The sequence below is a fragment of the Pseudonocardia broussonetiae genome (assembly GCF_013155125.1).
Lineage (GTDB): Bacteria > Actinomycetota > Actinomycetes > Mycobacteriales > Pseudonocardiaceae > Pseudonocardia > Pseudonocardia broussonetiae.
Genome location: NZ_CP053564.1, coordinates 2,493,832 through 2,513,581 on the forward strand (window position 1 = coordinate 2,493,832; position 19,750 = coordinate 2,513,581).

The 19,750-nt window shown below is 75.3% G+C and carries 22 protein-coding genes; 16 read left to right on the top strand and 6 right to left on the bottom strand.

The genetic code is table 11. The annotated features are described in order from the left end of the window. Positions 1-12 precede the first annotated feature (12 nt). The 3 genes from alr to tsaE are packed head-to-tail and all read left to right on the top strand — an operon-like array spanning position 13 to position 2,773. Positions 13-1,158, top strand: coding sequence for an alanine racemase (gene alr / locus HOP40_RS12415; RefSeq protein ID WP_172157856.1), 1,146 nt, complete (start codon positions 13-15; stop codon positions 1,156-1,158). Next, positions 1,155-2,312, top strand: coding sequence for an alpha/beta fold hydrolase (locus tag HOP40_RS12420; protein WP_172157858.1), 1,158 nt, complete (start codon positions 1,155-1,157; stop codon positions 2,310-2,312). Before alr ends, HOP40_RS12420 begins: the two co-directional genes overlap by 4 nt. Beyond that, positions 2,309-2,773, top strand: coding sequence for a tRNA (adenosine(37)-N6)-threonylcarbamoyltransferase complex ATPase subunit type 1 TsaE (tsaE, locus tag HOP40_RS12425; protein WP_172157870.1), 465 nt, complete (start codon positions 2,309-2,311; stop codon positions 2,771-2,773). Before HOP40_RS12420 ends, tsaE begins: the two co-directional genes overlap by 4 nt. Before the next feature lie 6 nt (positions 2,774-2,779). Here tsaE and HOP40_RS12430 read toward each other — a convergent pair whose 3' ends face one another. Further along, on the bottom strand, positions 2,780-3,469 hold the full coding sequence (locus HOP40_RS12430; RefSeq protein ID WP_172157872.1) for a hypothetical protein: 690 nt from the start codon (positions 3,467-3,469) through the stop codon (positions 2,780-2,782). 129 nt (positions 3,470-3,598) lie between these two features. Here HOP40_RS12430 and tsaB point away from each other — a divergent pair, with 129 nt between their 5' ends. Genes tsaB through tsaD form a run of 3 tightly spaced genes read left to right on the top strand, consistent with a single transcriptional unit; the run spans position 3,599 to position 5,777 of the window. Then, on the top strand, positions 3,599-4,267 hold the full coding sequence (tsaB, locus tag HOP40_RS12435; protein WP_172157875.1) for a tRNA (adenosine(37)-N6)-threonylcarbamoyltransferase complex dimerization subunit type 1 TsaB: 669 nt from the start codon (positions 3,599-3,601) through the stop codon (positions 4,265-4,267). Next, the gene (rimI, locus tag HOP40_RS12440) at positions 4,264-4,728 is read left to right on the top strand and encodes a ribosomal protein S18-alanine N-acetyltransferase (protein ID WP_172157877.1); all 465 of its coding nucleotides are present in this window, start codon (positions 4,264-4,266) and stop codon (positions 4,726-4,728) included. The genes tsaB and rimI overlap by 4 nt, the downstream gene beginning before the upstream one ends. Continuing rightward, on the top strand, positions 4,725-5,777 hold the full coding sequence (tsaD, locus tag HOP40_RS12445) for a tRNA (adenosine(37)-N6)-threonylcarbamoyltransferase complex transferase subunit TsaD (RefSeq protein ID WP_172157880.1): 1,053 nt from the start codon (positions 4,725-4,727) through the stop codon (positions 5,775-5,777). The genes rimI and tsaD overlap by 4 nt, the downstream gene beginning before the upstream one ends. Here tsaD and HOP40_RS12450 read toward each other — a convergent pair. Together HOP40_RS12450 and HOP40_RS12455 are read right to left on the bottom strand one after the other, a co-directional pair. Continuing rightward, positions 5,774-6,703, bottom strand: a complete 930-nt coding sequence (locus HOP40_RS12450) for an aldo/keto reductase (RefSeq protein WP_172157882.1) — start codon at positions 6,701-6,703, stop codon at positions 5,774-5,776. The two genes, tsaD and HOP40_RS12450, sit on opposite strands and share 4 nt — an antisense overlap. 20 nt (positions 6,704-6,723) lie before the next feature. Beyond that, entirely contained in the window at positions 6,724-7,491 is a 768-nt protein-coding gene (locus HOP40_RS12455) for a sulfite exporter TauE/SafE family protein (RefSeq protein ID WP_172157884.1), read from the bottom strand. 249 nt (positions 7,492-7,740) lie between these two features. On the opposite strand from HOP40_RS12455, the gene groES reads away from it, so the two are divergent. Together groES and groL are read left to right on the top strand one after the other, a co-directional pair. Beyond that, on the top strand, positions 7,741-8,031 hold the full coding sequence (gene groES, locus HOP40_RS12460; RefSeq protein WP_013677399.1) for a co-chaperone GroES: 291 nt from the start codon (positions 7,741-7,743) through the stop codon (positions 8,029-8,031). A 101-nt stretch (positions 8,032-8,132) separates the two neighbouring features. Next, positions 8,133-9,758 carry a chaperonin GroEL gene (gene groL, locus HOP40_RS12465; protein WP_172157886.1) on the top strand — a complete coding sequence of 542 codons (1,626 nt, stop codon included), beginning with the start codon at positions 8,133-8,135 and terminating at the stop codon, positions 9,756-9,758. 77 nt (positions 9,759-9,835) lie between these two features. On the opposite strand, the gene HOP40_RS12470 is transcribed toward groL, so the two are convergent. After that, positions 9,836-10,162: a WhiB family transcriptional regulator gene (locus HOP40_RS12470; RefSeq protein WP_275691351.1), complete on the bottom strand. Its 327-nt coding sequence runs from the start codon at positions 10,160-10,162 to the stop codon at positions 9,836-9,838. A gap of 253 nt (positions 10,163-10,415) precedes the next feature. On the opposite strand from HOP40_RS12470, the gene HOP40_RS12475 reads away from it, so the two are divergent. The 5 genes from HOP40_RS12475 (at position 10,416) to HOP40_RS12495 (ending at position 15,166) form a co-directional block, all read left to right on the top strand. Beyond that, positions 10,416-11,510 carry a MerR family transcriptional regulator gene (locus HOP40_RS12475; protein ID WP_240157639.1) on the top strand — a complete coding sequence of 365 codons (1,095 nt, stop codon included), beginning with the start codon at positions 10,416-10,418 and terminating at the stop codon, positions 11,508-11,510. A 62-nt stretch (positions 11,511-11,572) separates the two neighbouring features. Continuing rightward, positions 11,573-12,466 (top strand): hypothetical protein, encoded by an 894-nt coding sequence (locus tag HOP40_RS12480; RefSeq protein WP_172157890.1) that lies wholly within the window; start codon positions 11,573-11,575, stop codon positions 12,464-12,466. A 166-nt stretch (positions 12,467-12,632) separates the two neighbouring features. Further along, entirely contained in the window at positions 12,633-13,229 is a 597-nt protein-coding gene (locus tag HOP40_RS12485; protein ID WP_075942692.1) for a response regulator transcription factor, read from the top strand. A gap of 296 nt (positions 13,230-13,525) precedes the next feature. After that, complete coding sequence (locus HOP40_RS12490) at positions 13,526-14,092, top strand: sigma-70 family RNA polymerase sigma factor (RefSeq protein ID WP_172157892.1); 567 nt, start codon at positions 13,526-13,528, stop codon at positions 14,090-14,092. Next, the gene (locus HOP40_RS12495) at positions 14,093-15,166 is read left to right on the top strand and encodes an anti-sigma-D factor RsdA (protein ID WP_172157895.1); all 1,074 of its coding nucleotides are present in this window, start codon (positions 14,093-14,095) and stop codon (positions 15,164-15,166) included. An 87-nt stretch (positions 15,167-15,253) separates the two neighbouring features. Here the strand turns inward: HOP40_RS12495 and HOP40_RS12500 are convergent, their stop codons facing one another. After that, complete coding sequence (locus HOP40_RS12500; protein WP_172168263.1) at positions 15,254-15,640, bottom strand: DUF5319 domain-containing protein; 387 nt, start codon at positions 15,638-15,640, stop codon at positions 15,254-15,256. A 113-nt stretch (positions 15,641-15,753) separates the two neighbouring features. Between HOP40_RS12500 and guaB the strand changes: the two genes are divergently transcribed. Together guaB and HOP40_RS12510 are read left to right on the top strand one after the other, a co-directional pair. Further along, positions 15,754-17,256 carry an IMP dehydrogenase gene (gene guaB / locus HOP40_RS12505; protein WP_172157897.1) on the top strand — a complete coding sequence of 501 codons (1,503 nt, stop codon included), beginning with the start codon at positions 15,754-15,756 and terminating at the stop codon, positions 17,254-17,256. A gap of 68 nt (positions 17,257-17,324) precedes the next feature. Next, entirely contained in the window at positions 17,325-18,449 is a 1,125-nt protein-coding gene (locus tag HOP40_RS12510; protein ID WP_172157899.1) for a GuaB3 family IMP dehydrogenase-related protein, read from the top strand. 24 nt (positions 18,450-18,473) lie between these two features. On the opposite strand, the gene HOP40_RS12515 is transcribed toward HOP40_RS12510, so the two are convergent. After that, entirely contained in the window at positions 18,474-19,166 is a 693-nt protein-coding gene (locus HOP40_RS12515; protein WP_172157902.1) for an Ltp family lipoprotein, read from the bottom strand. A gap of 124 nt (positions 19,167-19,290) precedes the next feature. Here HOP40_RS12515 and HOP40_RS12520 point away from each other — a divergent pair, with 124 nt between their 5' ends. Beyond that, complete coding sequence (locus HOP40_RS12520) at positions 19,291-19,677, top strand: nucleotidyltransferase domain-containing protein (protein WP_172157904.1); 387 nt, start codon at positions 19,291-19,293, stop codon at positions 19,675-19,677. Positions 19,678-19,750: the final 73 nt, after the last annotated feature.

Genomic DNA, 19,750 nt, shown 5'->3' on the forward strand with positions numbered 1-19,750 from the left:
GATGATGCCGGGGTGACTACGACGGGGACGGCCCGGGTCGAGGCGGTGATCGACCTCGACGCCGTGCGCCACAACGTCGGGGTCCTCGCGGCCGCGGCCCCCGGGGCCCAGGTGATGGCCGTGGTCAAGGCCGACGGGTACGGGCACGGCGCCGTGCCGGTGGCGCGCGCCGCGCTGGAGGCCGGCGCGACCTGGCTGGGGGTCTGCACGATCGAGGAGGCGCTGGAGCTGCGCGCGGCCGGGATCACCGCGCCGCTGCTGTCCTGGCTGCACCTGCCCGACGACGACTTCGCCGCCGCTGTGGCCGCCGACGTCGACCTCTCGGTGTCCTCGCGCGAGCACCTCGTGGCCGTGCTCGCCGGGGCGCGCGCGGCCGGGCGGCCGGCCCGGCTGCACCTCAAGATCGACACGGGGCTGTCCCGCAACGGCGCGCCCGCCGCGGCGTGGGCCGACCTGGTGGACGACGCCGCGAAGGCCGCCGCCGACGGGGGCTGCGAGGTCGTCGCCGTCTGGTCGCACCTCGCCCACGCCGACGCCCCGCACCACCCCACGCTCGACCGGCAGGCCGCCCGCCTCACCGCGGCGTGGCAGGCCGCCCGCGACCGGGGCCTGTCGCCGCTGCGCCACCTCGCCAACTCCGCGGCCACCCTCACCCGGCCCGACCTGCACTTCGACATCGTGCGTCCGGGCATCGCGGTGTACGGCCTCGACCCGCTCGACCGTCCCGTCGACGAGAGCCCCCTGCGCCCGGTGATGACGCTGCGGGCCCGCGTGGCGCTGGTGAAGCAGGTGCCGGCGGGCGAGGGCGTGTCCTACGGCCACGAGTACACGACCCCGCAGGAGACGACGCTGGCGCTGCTGCCCGCCGGGTACGCCGACGGCGTGCCGCGCCGGCTCAACCGCAACGGCCGCATGCAGGTGCTGCTCGGCGGCCGGCTGCGGCCGGTGGTCGGGCGCGTCTGCATGGACCAGGTGGTGGTCGACTGCGGCCCCGGCTCCGACGTCCGCACCGGTGACACGGCCGTGCTGTTCGGTCCCGGCGACGGCGGCGGGCCCACCGCGCAGGACTGGGCCGACGAGCTCGACACGATCCACTACGAGATCGCCACCGGCGTGCACGGCAACCGCGTGACCCGCACCGTGGTGGGTCGCCCGTGAAGAAGCCCGGTATCTGGCAGACCGTCGGCGTCGCGGGCGGGGTGGTCGGCGCGGCCGCCACCGGCGTCGCGGTGGGCGCGGCCGCCCGCAAGCGCAAGCAGATCGCCACCGCGCGGCGGCGCCTGGCCACGCAGATGTCGGAGGGGTCGTCGGAGCCCGGCGTGCTGCCGCCCGGCGAGCCGTCCTCCGTGACCGCCGACGACGGCGTGCGCCTGTCGTGCGAGGAGATCGACCTCACCGGCGACCCGGCCGACCCCGACGACGCCGCCGCCCTCACCGTCGTGCTCGTGCACGGCTTCGCCCTCGACCGCCGCACCTGGCACTTCGAGCGCCGCAGCCTCGCCGAGCTGGTGGACCCGCCCGTGCGCCTGGTGCTCTACGACCAGCGCAGCCACGGCCGCTCCGAGCGGGCGTCGCGGGAGAGCTGCACGATCGAGCAGCTCGGCCGCGACCTCGACGCCGTGATCCGCGCGCTCGCCCCCGAGGGCCCGCTCGTGCTCGTCGGCCACTCCATGGGCGGCATGACGATCATGGCGCTGGCCGAGGACCACCCGGAGCTGTTCGCCGAGCGCGTGCTCGGGGTGGCGCTGGTGTCGACCTCGGCGGGCGAGGTCGGCAGCGCCGGGCTCCCGGGCGCGCTGCTCTCCCGGCGCAACCCGCTCATCCGCGGCGTCGGCCTGCTGGCGCGGCTGCAGCCCACGCTCGTCGACGTCGTGCGCGGCGTGGCGGGCGACCTGATCTGGGCGATCACCCGCAGCTTCGCCTACGGCGACCGCAGCGTGGCCCCGTGGCTGGTCGACCTCGTGGACACGATGATCAGCTCGAACGCCGTGGACGCGCTCACCGACTTCGTCGACACCGTGGGCAGCCACGACCGGGTGGCCGCCCTGCCCGCGCTGGCCGGGTGCGAGGTCCTGGTGGCGGCGGGCGAGGCCGACCGCGTGATCCCGTACTCGCACTCCGAGCGGATCGCCGCCGAGCTCCCGGACGCCACCTTCGTGCCGTTCCCGGGGGTGGGCCACCTGCCGATGCTGGAGCAGCACGCCAAGATGGACGAGGCGCTCATCGCGTTCCTGCGGCGCAGCGCGGCCCGCATCGACGTCGGCTCCGGCGCCGCCCCGGGCCGGCCCAAGCGGTTCCGGCGGCGCGCATGAGCGCACCGCAGGTGCCGCTGGACACCGATCTGGAGCTGCCGGACGTGGCCGACACCGAGGCGCTGGGCGAGCGGCTCGCGGCAGGTCTCGCGGCGGGCGACCTCGTGGTGCTGTCGGGCCCGCTGGGCGCGGGCAAGACGGCGTTCGTGCGGGGGCTGGCGCGTGGCCTCGGGGTGTCCGGGCCGGTGACGTCGCCGACGTTCGTGATCGCCCGCGAGCACCGAGCCGGGGCCCGGGGGGTGCCGCTGGTGCACGTGGACGCCTACCGGCTCGGCCTGGCGACCGACGTGGCGGCGGAACTGGACGACCTCGACCTCGACACCGACCTGGCCGACGCCGTGGTGGCCGTGGAGTGGGGCGAGGGCGTGGCCGAGCGGCTCTCGGCCCGGCACCTGCTCGTGCGCCTGCACCGCCGGCCCGACGACGTGCGCGTGGCCACGGTCCGGTACGTCGACGCCTGAGGCCGCTCACGGCCCCGACACCGTCCACGGCGGCCCCTCCCACCGCTCGCCCTCGCGCCCGGGCAGGGCGTCGAGGCCGGGCAGCGCGTCGAGGTCGGGCAGCGCGTCGAGGTCGGTCAGGGGCTCCGGGAGGTCGTCGGGATCCTCGACGAGGCGCCGCAGCGGGTCGAGCGGATCGCCGCCGTACCGCTCCGCGAGCCGGACGAGCGCGCCGAGCAGCTCCGCGGTCTCCCGGTAGGGCAGGAAGCACTCGCACTCCACCTGCCGCGGCGCGCCCGCAGGCAGCGGACGGCCGTCCTGGTCGAGCCCGCCCGCGCAGCACAGCGGCTTGCGCAGCTCGGCCAGCGGGTCGGACGACGGGTCGAGCCGGCCGGTGGCGTGCAGGGCGTCGAACCAGCTCCACATCGCTTCCGGCACGCCGTCGGGGACGAGGCAGCGCCGCCGGGAGCACCAGGTGGACAGGTCGGCGCGCAGCGCGCCGGCGACGCCGGTCCGTGACCAGCGCGTCGGGGAGCCGCGCCGGTGGTCGGCGACCGCGCACACCAGGGCGAGCAGGTCGGGATCGGCCTCCCGGTCGTGCGCGGCCAGCCAGTCGAGCGCGGCGTCGATGAGGGTGCGGTGCCGCTCGCGGTCGGGGGCGACGGCGTCGGCGAGGGCGACGGGCGGAGGGACGGGCTGTCGGGTGGGTCGCGTCATGGCGGCGACGATCCGGCGGGCCCCCGACAGGACCGGCCCGGCGTCCCGCAGTTGTCCACATCGCCGGGAGTTGTCCACAGGTCGGCGGCCGCCCGACACGGCCCGGGCCGACGCTCGTAGCCTGGGCGGGTGCTCGTGCTGGCCCTGGACACCGCGACGCCCGCCGTGACGGCGGGCGTCGTCGAACTGACGGCGGACGCGGTCGTGCCGCGCTCGGCGCACGTCGTGCACGACGCCCGCAAGCACACGGAGCTGCTGATGCCCGCGGTGCTCACCGCCTGCGCCGACGCGGGGATCGCGCTGCGCGAGGTCGGTGCGGTCGTCGTCGGCACCGGTCCGGGGCCGTTCACCGGCCTGCGGGTCGGGATGGTCACCGCCGCCGCGCTGGGCGACGCGCTCGGCGTCCCGGTGCACGGCGTGTGCTCGCTCGACGCGATCGCGGCCGACGTCACGGCGCAGGGGGAGACGGGGCGGCTGCTCGTCGCCACCGACGCCCGCCGCCGCGAGGTCTACTGGGCGGTCTACGACGCCTCCGGCGCCCGCACCGACGGGCCGCACGTCGAGGCCCCGGCGTCGCTCGCCGAGCGCGGGCTCGCGGTCGCGGCGGCTGCCGGCGGCTCGGCCGAGGGGCTCGGGTTCCCGGTCCGCGGCCCGGCGTCCCCGTCGCCCGCAGGCCTGGTGGCGGTGGCCGCGCCCGCCCTGCGCGCCGGCGTCGACCCCGGGCCGCTCGAACCGCTCTACCTGCGCCGGCCCGACGCGGCCCCGCCCGGGGCGCGCAAGAAGGTGAGCACCGGATGACCGCGCCCACCGTGCGGATCGACGACCTCCGCGAGTCCGACGCGCCGCGCTGCGCCGAGCTGGAGGCGCTGCTGTTCCCCGGCGACGACCCGTGGAGCGAGAACGCGTTCCGCGAGGAGGTCCGGATGGGCCACCTCTACCGCGCGGCCCGCGAGGGCGACCTGCTCGTCGGGTACGCCGGGCTCGCGTTCGTCGCGGGCCCGCCGCAGGCCGAGGCCGAGGTGCACACGATCGGCGTCGACCCGGCGCACCAGGGCCGGGGCGTCGGCCGCGCGCTGCTGCGCGAGCTGCTGGCGGTGGCCGACGCCGAGCGGGCCACGGTGTTCCTGGAGGTCCGCACCGACAACGACACGGCGCGCGGGCTCTACGAGTCGGAGGGGTTCGTCGTGGTCGGCGTCCGGAAGAACTACTACCGGCCCAGCGGGGCCGACGCGCACACGATGCGGAGGGACCCGCGGTGATCGTCCTGGGCATCGAGACCTCGTGCGACGAGACCGGCGTCGGGATCGTCCGCCACGACGGCGCGGCGCCGGTGCTGCTGGCCAACGAGGTGGCGTCCTCGGTCGACGAGCACGCCCGGTTCGGCGGGGTGGTCCCCGAGGTCGCCTCGCGCGCGCACCTGCAGGCGATGGTGCCCGCGGTGCGCCGCGCGCTCGCGACGGCCGGGGTCACCGCGCGCGACGTCGACGCGGTGGCCGTCACCGCGGGGCCCGGGCTCACCGGAGCGCTGCTCGTCGGGGTGGCCGCCGCCAAGGCCTACGCGACGGCGTGGGACGTGCCGCTCTACGGCGTCAACCACCTGGCCGCGCACGTCGCCGTCGACACCCTGCAGCACGGCCCGCTGCCCCCGTGCCTGGCCCTGCTCGTCTCCGGCGGGCACTCCAGCCTGCTCGACGTGCCCGACGTCGCCGGGCCGGTCACCCCGCTCGGCGCCACCATCGACGACGCCGCGGGCGAGGCGTTCGACAAGATCGCCCGGCTGCTCGGGCTGCCGTTCCCCGGCGGCCCGCACGTCGACCGGGTGGCCGCCGACGGCGACCCGCGGGCCGTCGCGTTCCCGCGCGGGCTCACCGGCCCCCGCGACGCCCCGTTCGACTTCTCGTTCTCCGGCCTCAAGACCGCCGTCGCGCGGCACGTCGAGGCGCTGGAGCGGGCCGGCACGCCGGTGCCCGTGGCCGACGTGGCGGCGAGCTTCCAGGAGGCCGTCGTCGACGTGCTGACGGCGAAGGCCGTGCGCGCGGCCCGCGAGCGCGGGGCGGAGACGCTGCTGCTCGGCGGCGGGGTCGCGGCCAACTCCCGGCTGCGGGCGCTGGCCCAGGAGCGCTGCGACGCCGCCGGCATCGCGCTGCGCGTCCCGCGCCCGGGCCTGTGCACCGACAACGGGGCGATGGTGGCCGCGCTGGGCGCCCACCTGGCCGTGGCGGGAGCCCCGGCCAGCCCGCTCGACCTGCCCGCCGACTCCGCGATGCCGGTGACCGAGGTGCTGGTCGGAGCCGGGGCGATCGGTTAGGCGCTCGCCGCCGTCAACCGGCCCAGCTCGTCGTCGGAGAGCTCGAGGGTGAGCGCCGGGAGCAGGTCCGCGAGCTGCCCGGGGGTGCGGGCGCTGGCGATCGGCGCGGCCACCGTCGGCCGCGCGGCGAGCCAGGCCAGCGCCACGGCCGCCACCGGCACGTCGTGCGCGGCGGCCACCTCGTCCAGCGCGGCCAGCACCGCCGTGCCCCGCTCGTCGAGGTAGGCGCGGGCGCCCTCGGCGCGGACGCTCTCGACGTCGGCGCCGCCCGCCCGGTACTTGCCGGTGAGGAAGCCCTTGGCGAGCGCGTAGTACGGCAGGCAGGCCACGCCCCGCTCGGCCAGCAGCGGCGCGAGCCCGGACTCGAACTCCGCGCGCTCGACGAGGTTGTAGTGCGGCTGGGCGGCGACGTAGGCGGCGGTGCCGGCGCGGGCGGAGAGGTCGAGCGCGCTGCGCAGGCGGTCGGCGGAGAAGTTGGAGGCGCCGATCTCGCGCACGGAGCCGGCGCGGACGAGGGCGTCGAACGCCTCCAGCGTCTCCTCCTGCGGGGTCCCCGGGTCGTCCGCGTGGGCCCAGTACAGGTCGATCCGGTCGGTGCGCAGCCGGCGCAACGAGTCCTCGCACGCGGCGCGGACGTTCGCGGCCGAGAGGCCGGGCCGGGTGGGCAGCGAGCCGACCTTGGTGGCGATCACGACGTCGTCGCGGTTGCCGCGGGCGGCCATCCACTCGCCGATGATCGTCTCGGACTCCCCGCCGGAGTTGCCGGGTATGCGCCACATGTAGGCGTCGGCCGTGTCGATCACGGTGCCGCCCGCGGCCACGAAGCCGTCGAGGACGGCGAAGGACGCGTCGCGGTCGGCCGTCCAGCCGAACACGTTGGCGCCGAGGCACAGCCGGGAGACGTCGAGGGAGCCGATCTTCGCCATGCCCCGACGCTACGCCCGGCTCACGGCAGCAGCAGGTTCACGATCGCGACGAGCCCCACCACGACGATGACGGCGCGCAGCACGGGCTGGGGGAGCCGACGCCCGACGCGCGACCCGACCAGCCCGCCCACCGAGGACCCGACGGCGATCAGCCCGACGACCCGCCAGTCGACCTGCTCGGGCGCCATGACCAGGAACGTCACGGCCGCCACCGCGTTGACGCAGGTCACGAGGCCGTTCTTCAGGGCGTTGAGGCGCTGCAGGGTCTCGTCGATCATCGTGCCGAGCACGCCGACGAGCAGGATGCCCTGGGCGCCGCCGAAGTAGCCGCCGTAGACCCCGACGACCGCGGTGGCCAGCAGCGACCCCGGCCCGACGTCGGCCCGCGCCGCCCGGCCCTCCCGCCGCCGGGCCAGCCTGCGCTGGATCCACGGCTGCGCCGCGACCAGCACGATCGCCACCCCGATCAGCGCCGGCACCACCGCCCGGAACGCCGAGGCCGGCAGCACGAGCAGCAGCACCGCGCCCGCCGTGCCGCCGAGCACCGACATCGTGCCGAGCACCAGCAGCCGCCGGCGCTGGTCGGCGAGCTCGCGGCGGTAGCCCCAGACGCTCGCCGCACCACCGGGCACGAGGCCGATGTTGTTGGAGACGTTCGCGAGCACCGGCGGGAACCCGAGCGCCAGCAGCGTCGGGAAGGTGATCAGCGAACCCGACCCGACCGCGGCGTTGATCGCCCCCGCCGCCGTGCCCGCCAGCAGGACCAGCACGGCGTCCACCGTGGTCATCGCGTCTCCCCCGCACCGCCGGCACCGTCGCCGCACCGCACCCTGCTCCCCGGCGGCCGCCGGTGGATAGGGCGCTGATCACACCGAGGGGTGGGGCGCCGTTGAGGGATTGGCACTCTCGTGGGTAGAGTGCCAATCGCACGTGGCGCCCGACCCCGGCACCCCGGCACCCGCGGCGGCGGGGAGCCCGGCCGGTCCCACGTCATCCGACAGCCGATACACGCACACCCTGAAGGTGAGGTCATCGTCGTGGCGAACATCAAGCCGCTCGAGGACAAGATCGTCGTCCAGGCCAGCGAGGCGGAGACCACGACCGCGTCCGGCATCGTCATCCCGGACACCGCCAAGGAGAAGCCCCAGGAGGGCAAGGTCCTCGCGGTCGGCCCCGGTCGCATCGACGACAACGGCAACCGCGTCCCGCTGGACGTGGCCGTGGGCGACGTCGTCATCTACTCCAAGTACGGCGGCACCGAGGTCAAGTACAACGGCGAGGAGTACCTCATCCTCTCCGCGCGCGACGTGCTCGCGGTCGTCAACTGACGCACCCGGCAGTTCTGTAGTGCCGCCGCCCCGGTGGTCCCTCGACCGAGCGGGCCCCGGGGCGGTCGCAGTTCGCACGAAGTAACCCAGAGAGGCAGGACATGCCGAAGCAGATCAGCTTCGACGAGCAGACCCGCCGCGCACTCGAGCGCGGGGTGAACCAGCTCGCCGACGCGGTCAAGGTCACCCTCGGCCCGCGCGGCCGTCACGTCGTGATCGACAAGAAGTTCGGTGGGCCGACCGTCACCAACGACGGCGTCACCATCGCCCGCGAGATCGACCTCGAGGACCCGTTCGAGAACCTCGGGGCCCAGCTCGCCAAGACCGTCGCCACCAAGACGAACGACGTCGCGGGCGACGGCACCACCACCGCCACCGTGCTCGCCCAGGCCATGGTGGCCGCGGGCCTGCGCAACGTCGCCGCGGGTGCCAACCCGATGGCGCTGGGCCGTGGCATCTCCGCCGCCGCCGAGGCGGTCGCCGACTTCCTCAAGGAGAAGGCGGTCCCGGTCGACGACAAGGAGCACATCGCCCAGGTCGGCACGATCGCCTCCCGCGAGGCGGAGATCGGCAACCTGATCAGCGAGGCGCTCAAGGCCGTCGGCAAGGACGGCGTGATCACCATCGAGGAGGGCTCCACGCTCGCCACCGAGCTGGAGATCACCGAGGGCCTGCAGTTCGACAAGGGCTACCTGTCGCCGTACTTCGTGACGGACGCCGAGTCGATGGAGGCGGTGCTGGAGAACGCCTACGTCCTGCTGCACCGCGACAAGATCAGCGCCATCGCCGACCTGCTGCCGCTGCTGGAGAAGGTGCTCGCCGACGGCAAGCCCCTCCTCATCATCGCCGAGGACCTGGAGGGCGAGGCCCTCTCGACCCTCGTGGTCAACTCCATCCGCAAGACCGTCAAGGTCGCCGCGGTCAAGTCGCCGTTCTTCGGTGACCGCCGCAAGTGGTTCATGGAGGACCTGGCCATCGCCACCGGCGGCACGGTCATCAACGCCGAGGTCGGCCTCAAGCTGTCCGAGGCCGGGCTGGACCTGCTGGGCACGGTCCGCCGCGTCGTCGTCACCAAGGACGCCACGACCCTCGTCGAGGGTGGCGGTGCGAAGAGCGCCGTCGACGACCGCGTCGCGCAGCTCAAGCGCGAGATCGAGGACGCCACGTCCGACTGGGACCGCGAGAAGCTGCAGGAGCGGCTGGCCAAGCTGGCCGGCGGCGTCGCGGTCATCAAGGTCGGGGCGGCCACCGAGACCGCGCTCAAGGAGCGCAAGCACCGCATCGAGGACGCGGTGTCGGCCACCCGGGCCGCGGTCGAGGAGGGCATCGTGCCCGGCGGCGGTTCCGCGCTGGTGCAGGCGGCCAAGACGCTGGAAGCGGGCCTCGGCCTGACCGGCGACGAGGCCACCGGCGTCTCGATCGTCCGCAAGGCGCTGTCGGCGCCGCTGTTCTGGATCGCCGCCAACGGTGGCTTCGAGGGCTCGGTCGTCGTCAACAAGGTCGCCGAGCAGGAGTGGGGCCACGGCTTCAACGCCGCCACGCTCACCTTCGGCGACCTGCTCGCCGACGGCGTCATCGACCCGGTGAAGGTCACGCGCTCCGCCGTGGTCAACGCCGCGTCGATCGCGCGCATGGTCCTCTCCACGGAGAGCGCCGTCGTCGACAAGCCCGCCGACGCCCCGCCGGCCCCCGCCGGTGGCGGTCACGGCCACGGGCACGGCCACTAGTCCGACCCGCGCACACCGACGGGCCACCTCCTCCGGGAGGTGGCCCGTTCTGCGTCTCCGGCGTGGATCCGGAGGGTCTAGCGCGCCTCGTGCACGACCGGCGCGGAGCCGGCCATCTTCAGCGTGCGCCCGCGTCCGCGGATGATCTCGTCGCGCTCCGACTCCGACAGCCCGCCCCACACGCCGTAGGGCTCCTGCACCGTCAGCGCGTGCCGGCGGCACTGCTCCAGCACCGGGCACGCCTCGCAGACCTGCTTGGCGCGGGCTTCGCGGTTGGCGCGGGCCGGGCCCCGCTCGCCCTCCGGGTGGAAGAAGAAGCCGCTGTCCATGCCCCGGCACGATCCGTGCATCTGCCAGTCCCAGATGTCCGTGACCGGGACCGGGAGCCTTCTGATGTCCGCCACGACGATGTCCCCTCCGCTACGACCTGTTCTCGAGGTCGGTATGCCCACCCTAGAACCGCGCCAAACGTTGTTCAAGGTGTTCGTGCGAAGTGGTGCAGTTGCTCTTCCCACACCTGCCCCGCACCATGAGTGGATGCACCCCGAGCCGTCGGCGGCCGCCGCCGCTGCGGCGGCCGGTCCGAGCCCCGTCGATCCGTCCACCGAGTCTTCGTCCGCCGGCACCTCCGCGGATGGGTCGATCTCGGACGATCCGGTGCCGGACGCCCCCGGGCGCGACACGCCCGCCACCGACCCGCCCGCGGCCGGGTCCGGCGACGGCGTCCCCGGGCTCACCGTCGCCGCCGTCGCCCGGCGGTTGGGGATCGCCCCGGCCACGCTGCGCACGTGGGACCGCCGCTACGGCATCGGCCCGGGCCACCACGAGCCGGGCCGGCACCGCCGCTACACCGTCGACGACGTCGCCCGCCTCGAGCTGATGCAGCACGCGCTGCTGCGCGGCGCCGCGCCCGCCGACGCCGCGGCCTACGCCCGCGACGCCCGGCTGCCCCGGCCCGACGCCGACGGGCCGCGCCGGCTCCCGCCCGCGCACCCCGGGCCGGACGCGTCCGGGGAAGGGGGCACGTCCGGGGACGAGGGCACGGCCGACGGCGGCCCGCTCCTGCTCCCCGACGACGCCGGCGACGGCCGCGCCGCCACCCGGGTCCGCGTCGGCGGCCGCGCGCTGCGGCTGCCCGGGGCGGGGCGCGAGGCCCGCGGGCTGGGCCGGGCCGCCCTCGCGCTGGACGCCGGGGCGATCCGCAGGCTGCTGGAGGAGTCGACGCAGGCGCACGGCGTCGACCACACCTGGGACGCCGTCGCCCGGCCCGTGCTGATCGCGGTGGGCCAGCGGTGGGCCGACACCGGCGCGGGCGTGGAGATCGAGCACCTCGTGAGCGAGTGCGTCACCACGGTCTTCGCGCGGCACGTCGCGCAGGCCCCGCCCGCGCGCAACCCCCGTCCCGTGCTGCTCGCCGGCATGCCGGAGGAGCAGCACACGCTGCCGCTGGCGGCGCTCGCCGCGTCGCTGGCCGACCGGCTCGTCGAGTGCCGCTCGCTGGGATCGAACCTCCCGGCCGACGCGCTCGTCGCCGCGATCCGCCGCACCGCGCCCGCCGCGGTGGTCCTGTGGTCGCAGATCCCGGCGTCCGCCGACCCCGCGCTGCTGCGGGCGCTGCCCCGCACCCGTCCGCGGTTCCGGACCTACGCCGCCGGCCCCGGCTGGGCCGACGTGGAGCTGCCGCCGCGCGTCGGGTCGTTCGGCTCACTGGCCGACGCGGCCGCGGCGCTGGCCGCGGCGGTGCTGGTCTGACCCGCCCCGCCGCACCCGGCCCCCTCGACACCGCGGCCTTCGGCCCGGACCCGGGTGCCGTCGTGCGGCTCGCTCCCGCCGCCCCACCCGGGGAGCGCTGGCGCGCGGCCGTCGTCCTCGGGGGGCAGGGCCGCTTCGCCGCCGCGGTCACGCTCCTGCGGGAGCTGCTGGCCGACCCACGCACCCCGCGGGCGGTGGCGGCGCACGCCGCGGTGACCCTGGCCGCGCACCGCCGCCAGCAGGGCGGGCACGCGCTCGCCCGTCCCCTCGACGCCCGCGGGCTGCGGCTGGCGGCCGCCGCCCCGCCCGGGCCGCCGTGCCCGGACGGCACCGACGCCGGCGCGGCCGTCGTCGACGCGCTCGTGGGACTGGCCGCCGACGCCCTCGGGCTCGGCGACCCGGCGGCCGGGCGGCTGCTCGACGCGGCGCAGGAGCGGGGGCACCCCTCGTGGCGGACCGCGGTGCGCATCGGCTGGGTGCGGGCCGAGGCGGCGCTGTTCGCGGGGCAGGCGGCCCGCGGGCTGGAGCCGGCGGAACGGGCTCTGGAGCGGGCCCGGGCCGACGGCGGGCTGCGGCACGTCGTCAAGTCGCGACTCGTGCTGGCCGTCGTCCGCGCCGTGGCTCACCCGGACGGAGCAGTGCTCACTGAGCTGGACGCCGTGGCCGAGGCGGCGTCCGTCGCGGGACTGCTCCCCCTCGTGGGGCCCGCCCGGCTGGCTGCGGCCGACCTCGCCGACCGCATCGGATCGCCGAGCGTCACCGGATCGTCACTGAACGCAAACGACGGGGCGGCCGACCGGTCCGACGAAGCGGTGAACGGCCGGTCGAGCGGTCCGGCGCGCCGACGACACGCCGCGCAACTCTCGGCGAGCGTCCTCTACCAGCTCAGCGATCCCGTGGGGAGGGGCCTGATGGGGGAGTCGGTGCAACCTGTGCCACGGGCCCCAGTACTGTAATTACTCCATTCGGAACTTCGTCACCCACATGACGAGTGCCACTCGGCGCAACCCTCCCGAATGGAGGGCACAAATGGGCCCTGATCGTGTCAAGGTGGAGCGGTCACCCGCCGATGCGTGGGGTGACACATCACCCGGCTGCAGGAAGCTGCAGGAAGGAATCGTCGTGACGACGGTACTCATCTGCGACGATCGTCGCAGCGTCCGCGAAGGCCTGACCCGCGTGATGTCCGCGGTGCCGGGGGTGCATCGGATCGATTGCGTTGCGCACGGGGACGAGTTGCTGGCCCGGTTCTCCCGGCAGCCGGTCGACGTTGTCCTGGTAGGCACCCAGCGTGCGGTGCCCACCGGGGTGGAGGCGACGCGACGACTGGTCGCCGCTCACCCCCAGGCCAACGTGATCGTGTTCGGGGCCCCCGACGACGCGGGCAGCATCGCCGCGGCCATCGCGGGCGGGGCCCGCGGTTACCTGCGCTGGGACGCCTCGCGTCCCGAGCTCGTGGCCGCACTCGCGCACACGCTCGCGAGCACGGCCGTGCCCACCCCGCGGGCGCCCACGGACCCGGGCGTCCAGCTCACCGAGCGCGAGCTCCAGGTGCTCCGCGGGATGAGCCAGGGCAAGAGCAACGGCCAGATCGGGCGGGAGCTGTACCTGTCCGAGGACACGGTCAAGACCCACGCCCGCCGGCTGTTCCGCAAGCTGGGCGTGCGTGACCGCGCCCAGGCGGTCGCCCACGGCTTCCGTCGCGGCCTGGTCTCCTAGGAGCCCGCCCGCCGGCCCCCGAGCCGGCGCGCGGTGCCCCGCACCGCTCCACCGCTCCTCACGGGTGCGTGTCCGCCGATCCGGCGCCACGCACCCGTCGGCGTGTCCGGCCCCGTGTCCACCCCGGGCAACCCGGCCCCGCCCCCGCGCGTCCTCCTGACGAGGTACCCGCTCCGGCGGCTCCCGGTGCTTCGCTACGGTGAACCGCACTGAGGACACGGTCGAACACTCTCCGTGGTCGCCCCACGAACGGATGAGATCGAACATGCTGCGTAACACCCGGACGACTCTGTGCGATGAGTGAGACGACAGACGTTCCCGACGAACTGGTCACCCGCGCCATGGCGGGAGACAGGGTTGCCGTCGGGCACGTGCTCGCCATCATCCGGCCCCTGGTCGTGCGGTACTGCCGCGCTCGCCTCGGACGGGAGCGTTCGTTCGCCTCGGCGGACGACGTCGCACAGGAGGTGTGTCTGGCCGTGCTGACGGCCTTACCGGGGTACCGGGTCCAGGGGCGCCCCTTCTTGGCGTTCGTCTACGGGATCGCGTCACACAAGGTGATCGACGCTCACCGGGCGTCCACCCGCAACAAGTCCGAACCCGTTGCGGAGCTCCCCGACTCGGTCGAGACCGCCGACGGTCCCGAGCAGCGCGCGCTCCGCGTCGAGCTGTCCGGGGAGATGTCGCGGCTGCTCGAGCAGCTCCCGGAGAAGCAGCGCGAGATCCTGGTGCTGCGGGTCGTGGTGGGCCTGTCGGCGGAGGAGACGGCCGAGGCCGTCGGCTCCACCCCCGGAGCGGTCCGGGTCGCTCAACACCGGGCCCTGGCCCGGCTCCGCAAGTCGATGCCCGAGGAGGTGGTCTAGATGCAGGACGAACGCGGTTTCGGTGGGCGCGGTCCGCGCCGGCCGCACACCAACGGCAGCAACGGCTCCCATCCCGACGGGATGCGCACGCAACCGATCCCCTTCAGCCAGGTCTCCGACGAGCCGATCGACCTCGTCGCGGTCCAGGCCGACGACGAGCTGATCAGCGCGCTCGCCGCAGGCATGTCCGTCTCGGCCCCCGGCGTCGGGGGTTACGACGCCGACGACCAGGTCGCCGCGCTGCTCGCCACCTGGCGCGCCGAGGTCGACCGCGAGCCGCTCCCCGAGCTCGTCGACCTCGACACGGCGATGGCCGCGGTCCGGTCGTCCTCCCGCCCGTCCGGCCGGCGCGCCCGTCACCTCTTCCCGGTGGCCGCGGCCGCCGCGATGATCGTCTTCACCGTCGGCGGCGTGTCCGTCGGCGCGGCCGAGGCCAAGCCGGGCGACACCCTCTGGGGCGTCTCCCGCGTCCTCTACGCCGAGCGCGCGGAGTCCGTCGAGGCGGCCGAGCGCGTCGAGGTCCGCATCGACGAGGCCAAGGAGGCCCTGTCGCGCGGCGAGCCCGCCCTCGCGGCGCAGGCGCTGGCCGCGGCCGAGGAGGACCTCGTCGCCGTCCGCGCCGAGGAGGGCCTCGCCCAGCTGGCCGAGGTGCAGAGCTTCCTCGAGGCGAAGGCGGCCGAGACGCCGCCCGGTCAGCCGGTCGAGCCGGGCAGCCCCCTGGAGAGCGACCCGCGCCGTCCGGTGCCGCCCGGCGCGGTCACGGAGACCCCGTCGCCCGCGCTGGCGCCGGCCCCGGCCACCACCACCAGCGACGTGCCCGCCCCCGCGGTGAGCCCCGCGGCGCCGACCAGCACGGCGGTCCCGCCGACGTCCAGCCCGAGCACCGGCGGCGGTACGACCCCCGGTGGTCCCATCGACGAGGGCACGCAGGACCCGCCGCCCTCCTCGCCGACCGCCGAGGGCAGCCCGGACGCGACCACCACCACCGGCCAGGGCCTCGGCCCGTCGGCCACGGCGGAGGGCACGCCCACGGCGTCGGGCTCGGAGACGAGCACGACGACCACCACCAGCTGACGCCCGCACGTCGAACGGCCCCGGCCCCCGCGAGGGGGACCGGGGCCGTCGGCGTCGGGAGGGGCGGAGCCCGTCAGGGGTCGGCCGTCAGGAGTCGGACAGCACCGCGTCGGCGTAGCCGCGGCAGTACTCCCACGTGACGTAGCTGCTGGGGTCGGGGTCGAAGGCCGGCTCGTGCGGGCGCATCTGGCCCTCGTCGAGCAGCTGCTGCAGGCTGGCGCGGAGCAGGCTCCACTCGTGGAAGTGCTGCTCGCCGCAGTCGCCGCAGTCGACGACGATGCCGCGCACGCCGCGGCCCTCCAGGAGGGCCTGGTACACGGCCAGGTCGGCGAGGTCGGCCACGATCTCGTCGCGCTCGACGTCGCTCAGCTCCTCCGCCTCCTCGGGCTCGGGGCCGTCGAGCGACAGCGCGGGGTCGTGCGGATCCCCGGCGAACGGGTCCGGCGGCAGCGCGTCAGGTGGCACGTCCCCGATCCTACTCGGACCGGGCGACCGGGATCTGTGGGCAGGCACTCCCCGGACCCGCGCGCCACGCACCGTCCGCGTGGATACGATGGCCCTCTGCGATGACGAGCCCGGAGGATCCGATGACGAGCGAGGCCGCCGGTCTGCCACCGAAGTTCGCGATGCTGGGCCTGACGTTCGACGACGTGCTGCTGCTCCCCGCCGAGTCCGACGTGGTGCCCAGCAGCGTCGACACGGGCACCCAGGTGACGCGGCGGGTGCGCCTGAAGGTGCCGCTGGTGTCGTCGCCGATGGACACCGTCACCGAGTCGCGCATGGCGATCGCCATGGCGCGCGCGGGCGGGCTGGGCACGCTGCACCGCAACCTCTCGCCCGAGCAGCAGGCCGCGCAGGTCGAGGTCGTGAAGCGGTCCGAGGCGGGGATGGTCACCGACCCGGTCACCTGCACGCCCGAGGCCACGCTGGCCGACGTCGACGCGCTGTGCGCCAAGTTCCGGATCTCCGGCGTCCCGGTCACCGATGCGGGCGGCAAGCTCGTCGGCATCATCACCAACCGCGACATGCGGTTCGAGATGGACCACAGCCGCCCCGTGCGCGAGGTCATGACGCACGCCCCGCTGATCACGGCCCGCGTCGGGGTGTCGGCGGAGGCCGCGCTGGGCCTGCTGCGCCGGCACAAGCTGGAGAAGCTGCCGATCCTCGACGGCGACGGGATCCTGCGCGGGCTCATCACCATCAAGGACTTCAACAAGACCGAGAAGTACCCGCTGGCCACGAAGGACCCCGACGGCCGGCTCGTCGTCGCGGCCGCGGTGGGCGTCGGCGAGGAGTCCTACGCCCGCGCGATGGGCCTGGTCGAGGCGGGCGTCGACGTCCTCATGGTCGACACCGCGCACGGGCACTCCAAGCGAGTGCTGGAGATGGTGGCGAAGCTGCGGGCCGAGGTCGGCGACGTCGACGTGGTCGGCGGCAACGTCGCCACCCGCGCGGGCGCCGCGGCGCTCGTCGAGGCCGGGGCCGACGCCGTCAAGGTCGGGGTGGGGCCGGGCTCCATCTGCACCACGCGCGTCGTCGCGGGGGTGGGGGCGCCGCAGATCACCGCGATCTACGAGGCGTCGCTGGCCTGCTCGGCCGCCGGCGTCCCGGTGATCGGCGACGGTGGCATCCAGTACTCCGGCGACATCTCGAAGGCCATCGCGGCCGGCGCGTCCACGGTCATGCTGGGCAGCCTGCTCGCGGGCACCGCGGAGTCGCCGGGCGACCTGATCCTGGTCGGCGGCAAGCAGTACAAGACCTACCGCGGCATGGGCTCGCTCGGTGCGATGAGCGCGCGCGAGGGCAGCAAGTCCTACTCCAAGGACCGCTACGCCCAGGACGACGTGCTCAGCGAGGACAAGCTGGTGCCCGAGGGCATCGAGGGGCGCATCCCGTTCCGCGGGCCGCTGTCGCAGGTCGTCCACCAGCTCACCGGCGGGCTCCGCTCGGGCATGGGCTACGCGGGCGCCGAGACCATCCCGCAGCTGCAGCAGGCCCAGCTCGTGCGCATCACCGCGGCCGGGCTCAAGGAGAGCCACCCGCACGACATCACCATGACGGTCGAGGCGCCCAACTACGCCGCGCGCTAGGGGGACGGAGGGCCGACGGAGGAGGCCCGGGGCGGGAATGGGGCAGGGCCCGCTCTACCCTGCTCCACGTGCGTGACCTCGTGGAGATCGGGATGGGCCGGGAGGCCCGTCGGAGCTACGACCTGGGCCAGGTCGAGATCGTGCCCTCGCGGCGCACGCGGAGCTCCCAGGAGGTGTCCACCGCCTGGCAGCTCGACGCGTACCGCTTCGAGATCCCGCTGATCACCCACCCGACCGACGCCGTCGTGTCGCCGGCCAGCGCCGTCACCGTCGGCAAGCTGGGCGGGCTCGCGGTGCTCAACGCCGAGGGGCTGTGGGCCCGGCACTCCGACGCCGACGGGGCGCTCGCGCAGGTGCTCGAGGCCGCGGAGGGCGACGACCCCGCCGGCGCGGTCCGGGCGCTGCAGGAGCTGCACGCCGCCCCGATCCAGCCGGCGCTGCTGGCCGAGGCGCTGCGCACCGTCCGCGAGGCCGGGGTGACGGTCGCCGCGCGCGTCAGCCCGCAGCGCGCCCGCGAGCTCACCCCCGCGCTGCTCGCCGCCGGCGTCGAGATCCTCGTCGTGCAGGGCACGATCGTCTCCGCCGAGCACGTGTCGGGCGGCGAGCCGCTCAACCTGAAGGAGTTCATCGCCTCGCTCGACGTGCCGGTCGTCGCGGGCGGGGTCGGTGACTACCGCACCGCGATGCACCTCATGCGCACCGGCGCGGCGGGCGTCATCGTCGGGTACGGGGAGTCGAGCGCGACCACCACCGACGAGGTGCTGGGCATCGGGGTGCCGATGGCGACGGCCATCGTCGACGCCGCCGCAGCCCGCCGCGACTACCTCGACGAGACCGGCGGCCGCTACGTCCACGTCATCGCCGACGGCGGCATGACCGGCTCGGGCGACGTGGCGAAGGCGATCGCGTGCGGCGCCGACGCCGTCATGCTGGGGGAGCAGCTGGCCGAGGCCACCGACTCGCCCGGCCGCGGCCTCTACTGGACCTCCTCGGTGGCCCACCCCTCGCTGCCCCGCTCCGAGGTCACCGGCTTCGGCACCGGCGAGCGCGACCTGGAGCAGGTGCTGTTCGGCCCGTCCTCCTCGCCCTACGGCACCGTCAACCTGTTCGGCGCGCTGCGGCGGGCGATGGCGAAGACGGGGTACAGCGACCTCAAGGAGTTCCAGCGGGTGGGGCTGACGGTCCGGGGCTGAGGGTCCGGGCTGGGCCCCGGTCCGTCAGAGCCCGACGGAGTCGGCCCCGTACCGGGCCTGCTCCGAGGTGAATCCCTCGAACTCGAGCTGGTCGATGAGGCCGGAGCGCGAGAAGCCCGTGTAGTCCATGTAGCTCTGCGCCTTCTTCGCGGCCTGCTCCATCCAGTCGACGGTCACGGAGTCGACGGCGAACGTGGCGTCGGCGGTGGAGAAGCCCTCGAACTCGAGCTGGTCGACGAGGCCCGAGCGCGAGAAGCCCATGTAGCTCAGGTAGTCCTCGGCCTTCCGCACCGCGCTCGACTGGCTGACCGTCATGCTCGGCTCGGGCGCCGGTGCCGGCGCCGCTGCGGCAGGAGCCTCGAGCGCCGGGGCGGGTGCGGCGGCTACGGGTGCCTCGACCACCGCGGCAGGCGCGTCCTGCGCCGCCACCGTCGGAGCGGGCGCGGCCTCGGGCGTGCGGGCCGACAGGCCCGCGATGACGACCAGCGCGACCACCGCGCCCGCCGACCACGCCAGCACCTTCCGCCCGGTCCGCTTCGGCTTCACCACCGGGGGCGGGGGCGCGTAGGCGCGCTGCTGCGGCGGGGCCCACCCGGGCGGCGGCTGGTCGTAGCGGGGCTGGTCGTAGCGCGGGGCCGCGTAGACGGCGGTGGCGGCGATGCGCGGGATCCGCTCCGTGACCGGGTCGATCTCTGGGCGCCGCTGCTCCGGGTGCATGCTTCCGCTTTCGCCCGCTCGGGCCCGTCCGTTACCGGTCCTCACACCGCCGGGTGACGGAGCGGATCGTGCCCCGGTAGGTCGGAACCGGCTGTCGGAGGCTGATCTCGGGCACCCCGTGCGGGTGACCACTCCGGCCGAGGCCCTGCAGCGCCTGCGGGACGCCGCCGCGTCCGGTGTCCTGGACGCGTTCTGCCTGCGTCACCACGTTCGTGTCCTCACGGTCTTCGGCAGCGCGGGCCGCGGCGAGGAGAACGCCCGGGACCTCGACGTCGGGGTGCTGGTCGAGCGCGACGCGGACGTCGACCTCATCTCCGCGATCACCGACCTCGTCGAGCTGGCCGGCACCGACGACATCGACCTCGCCCACCTCGACCGCGGCGGACTGCTCCTCCGGGAGCGCGCGCTCGTCGGGTCCGTCGCGTTGTACGAAAGTGCGCCCGGCGCGCTGGCCGAGCACAGGTCGCCGCGATCGCCGAGAGGGTGGAGATCGACACGATGCGTCGGCTGAACAGCGCGCTGCTCGCGCCGTGATCCGGCGGACCGCCCGGTGGGTGGTGGATCGTCGGTTCTGAGCGCGGGAT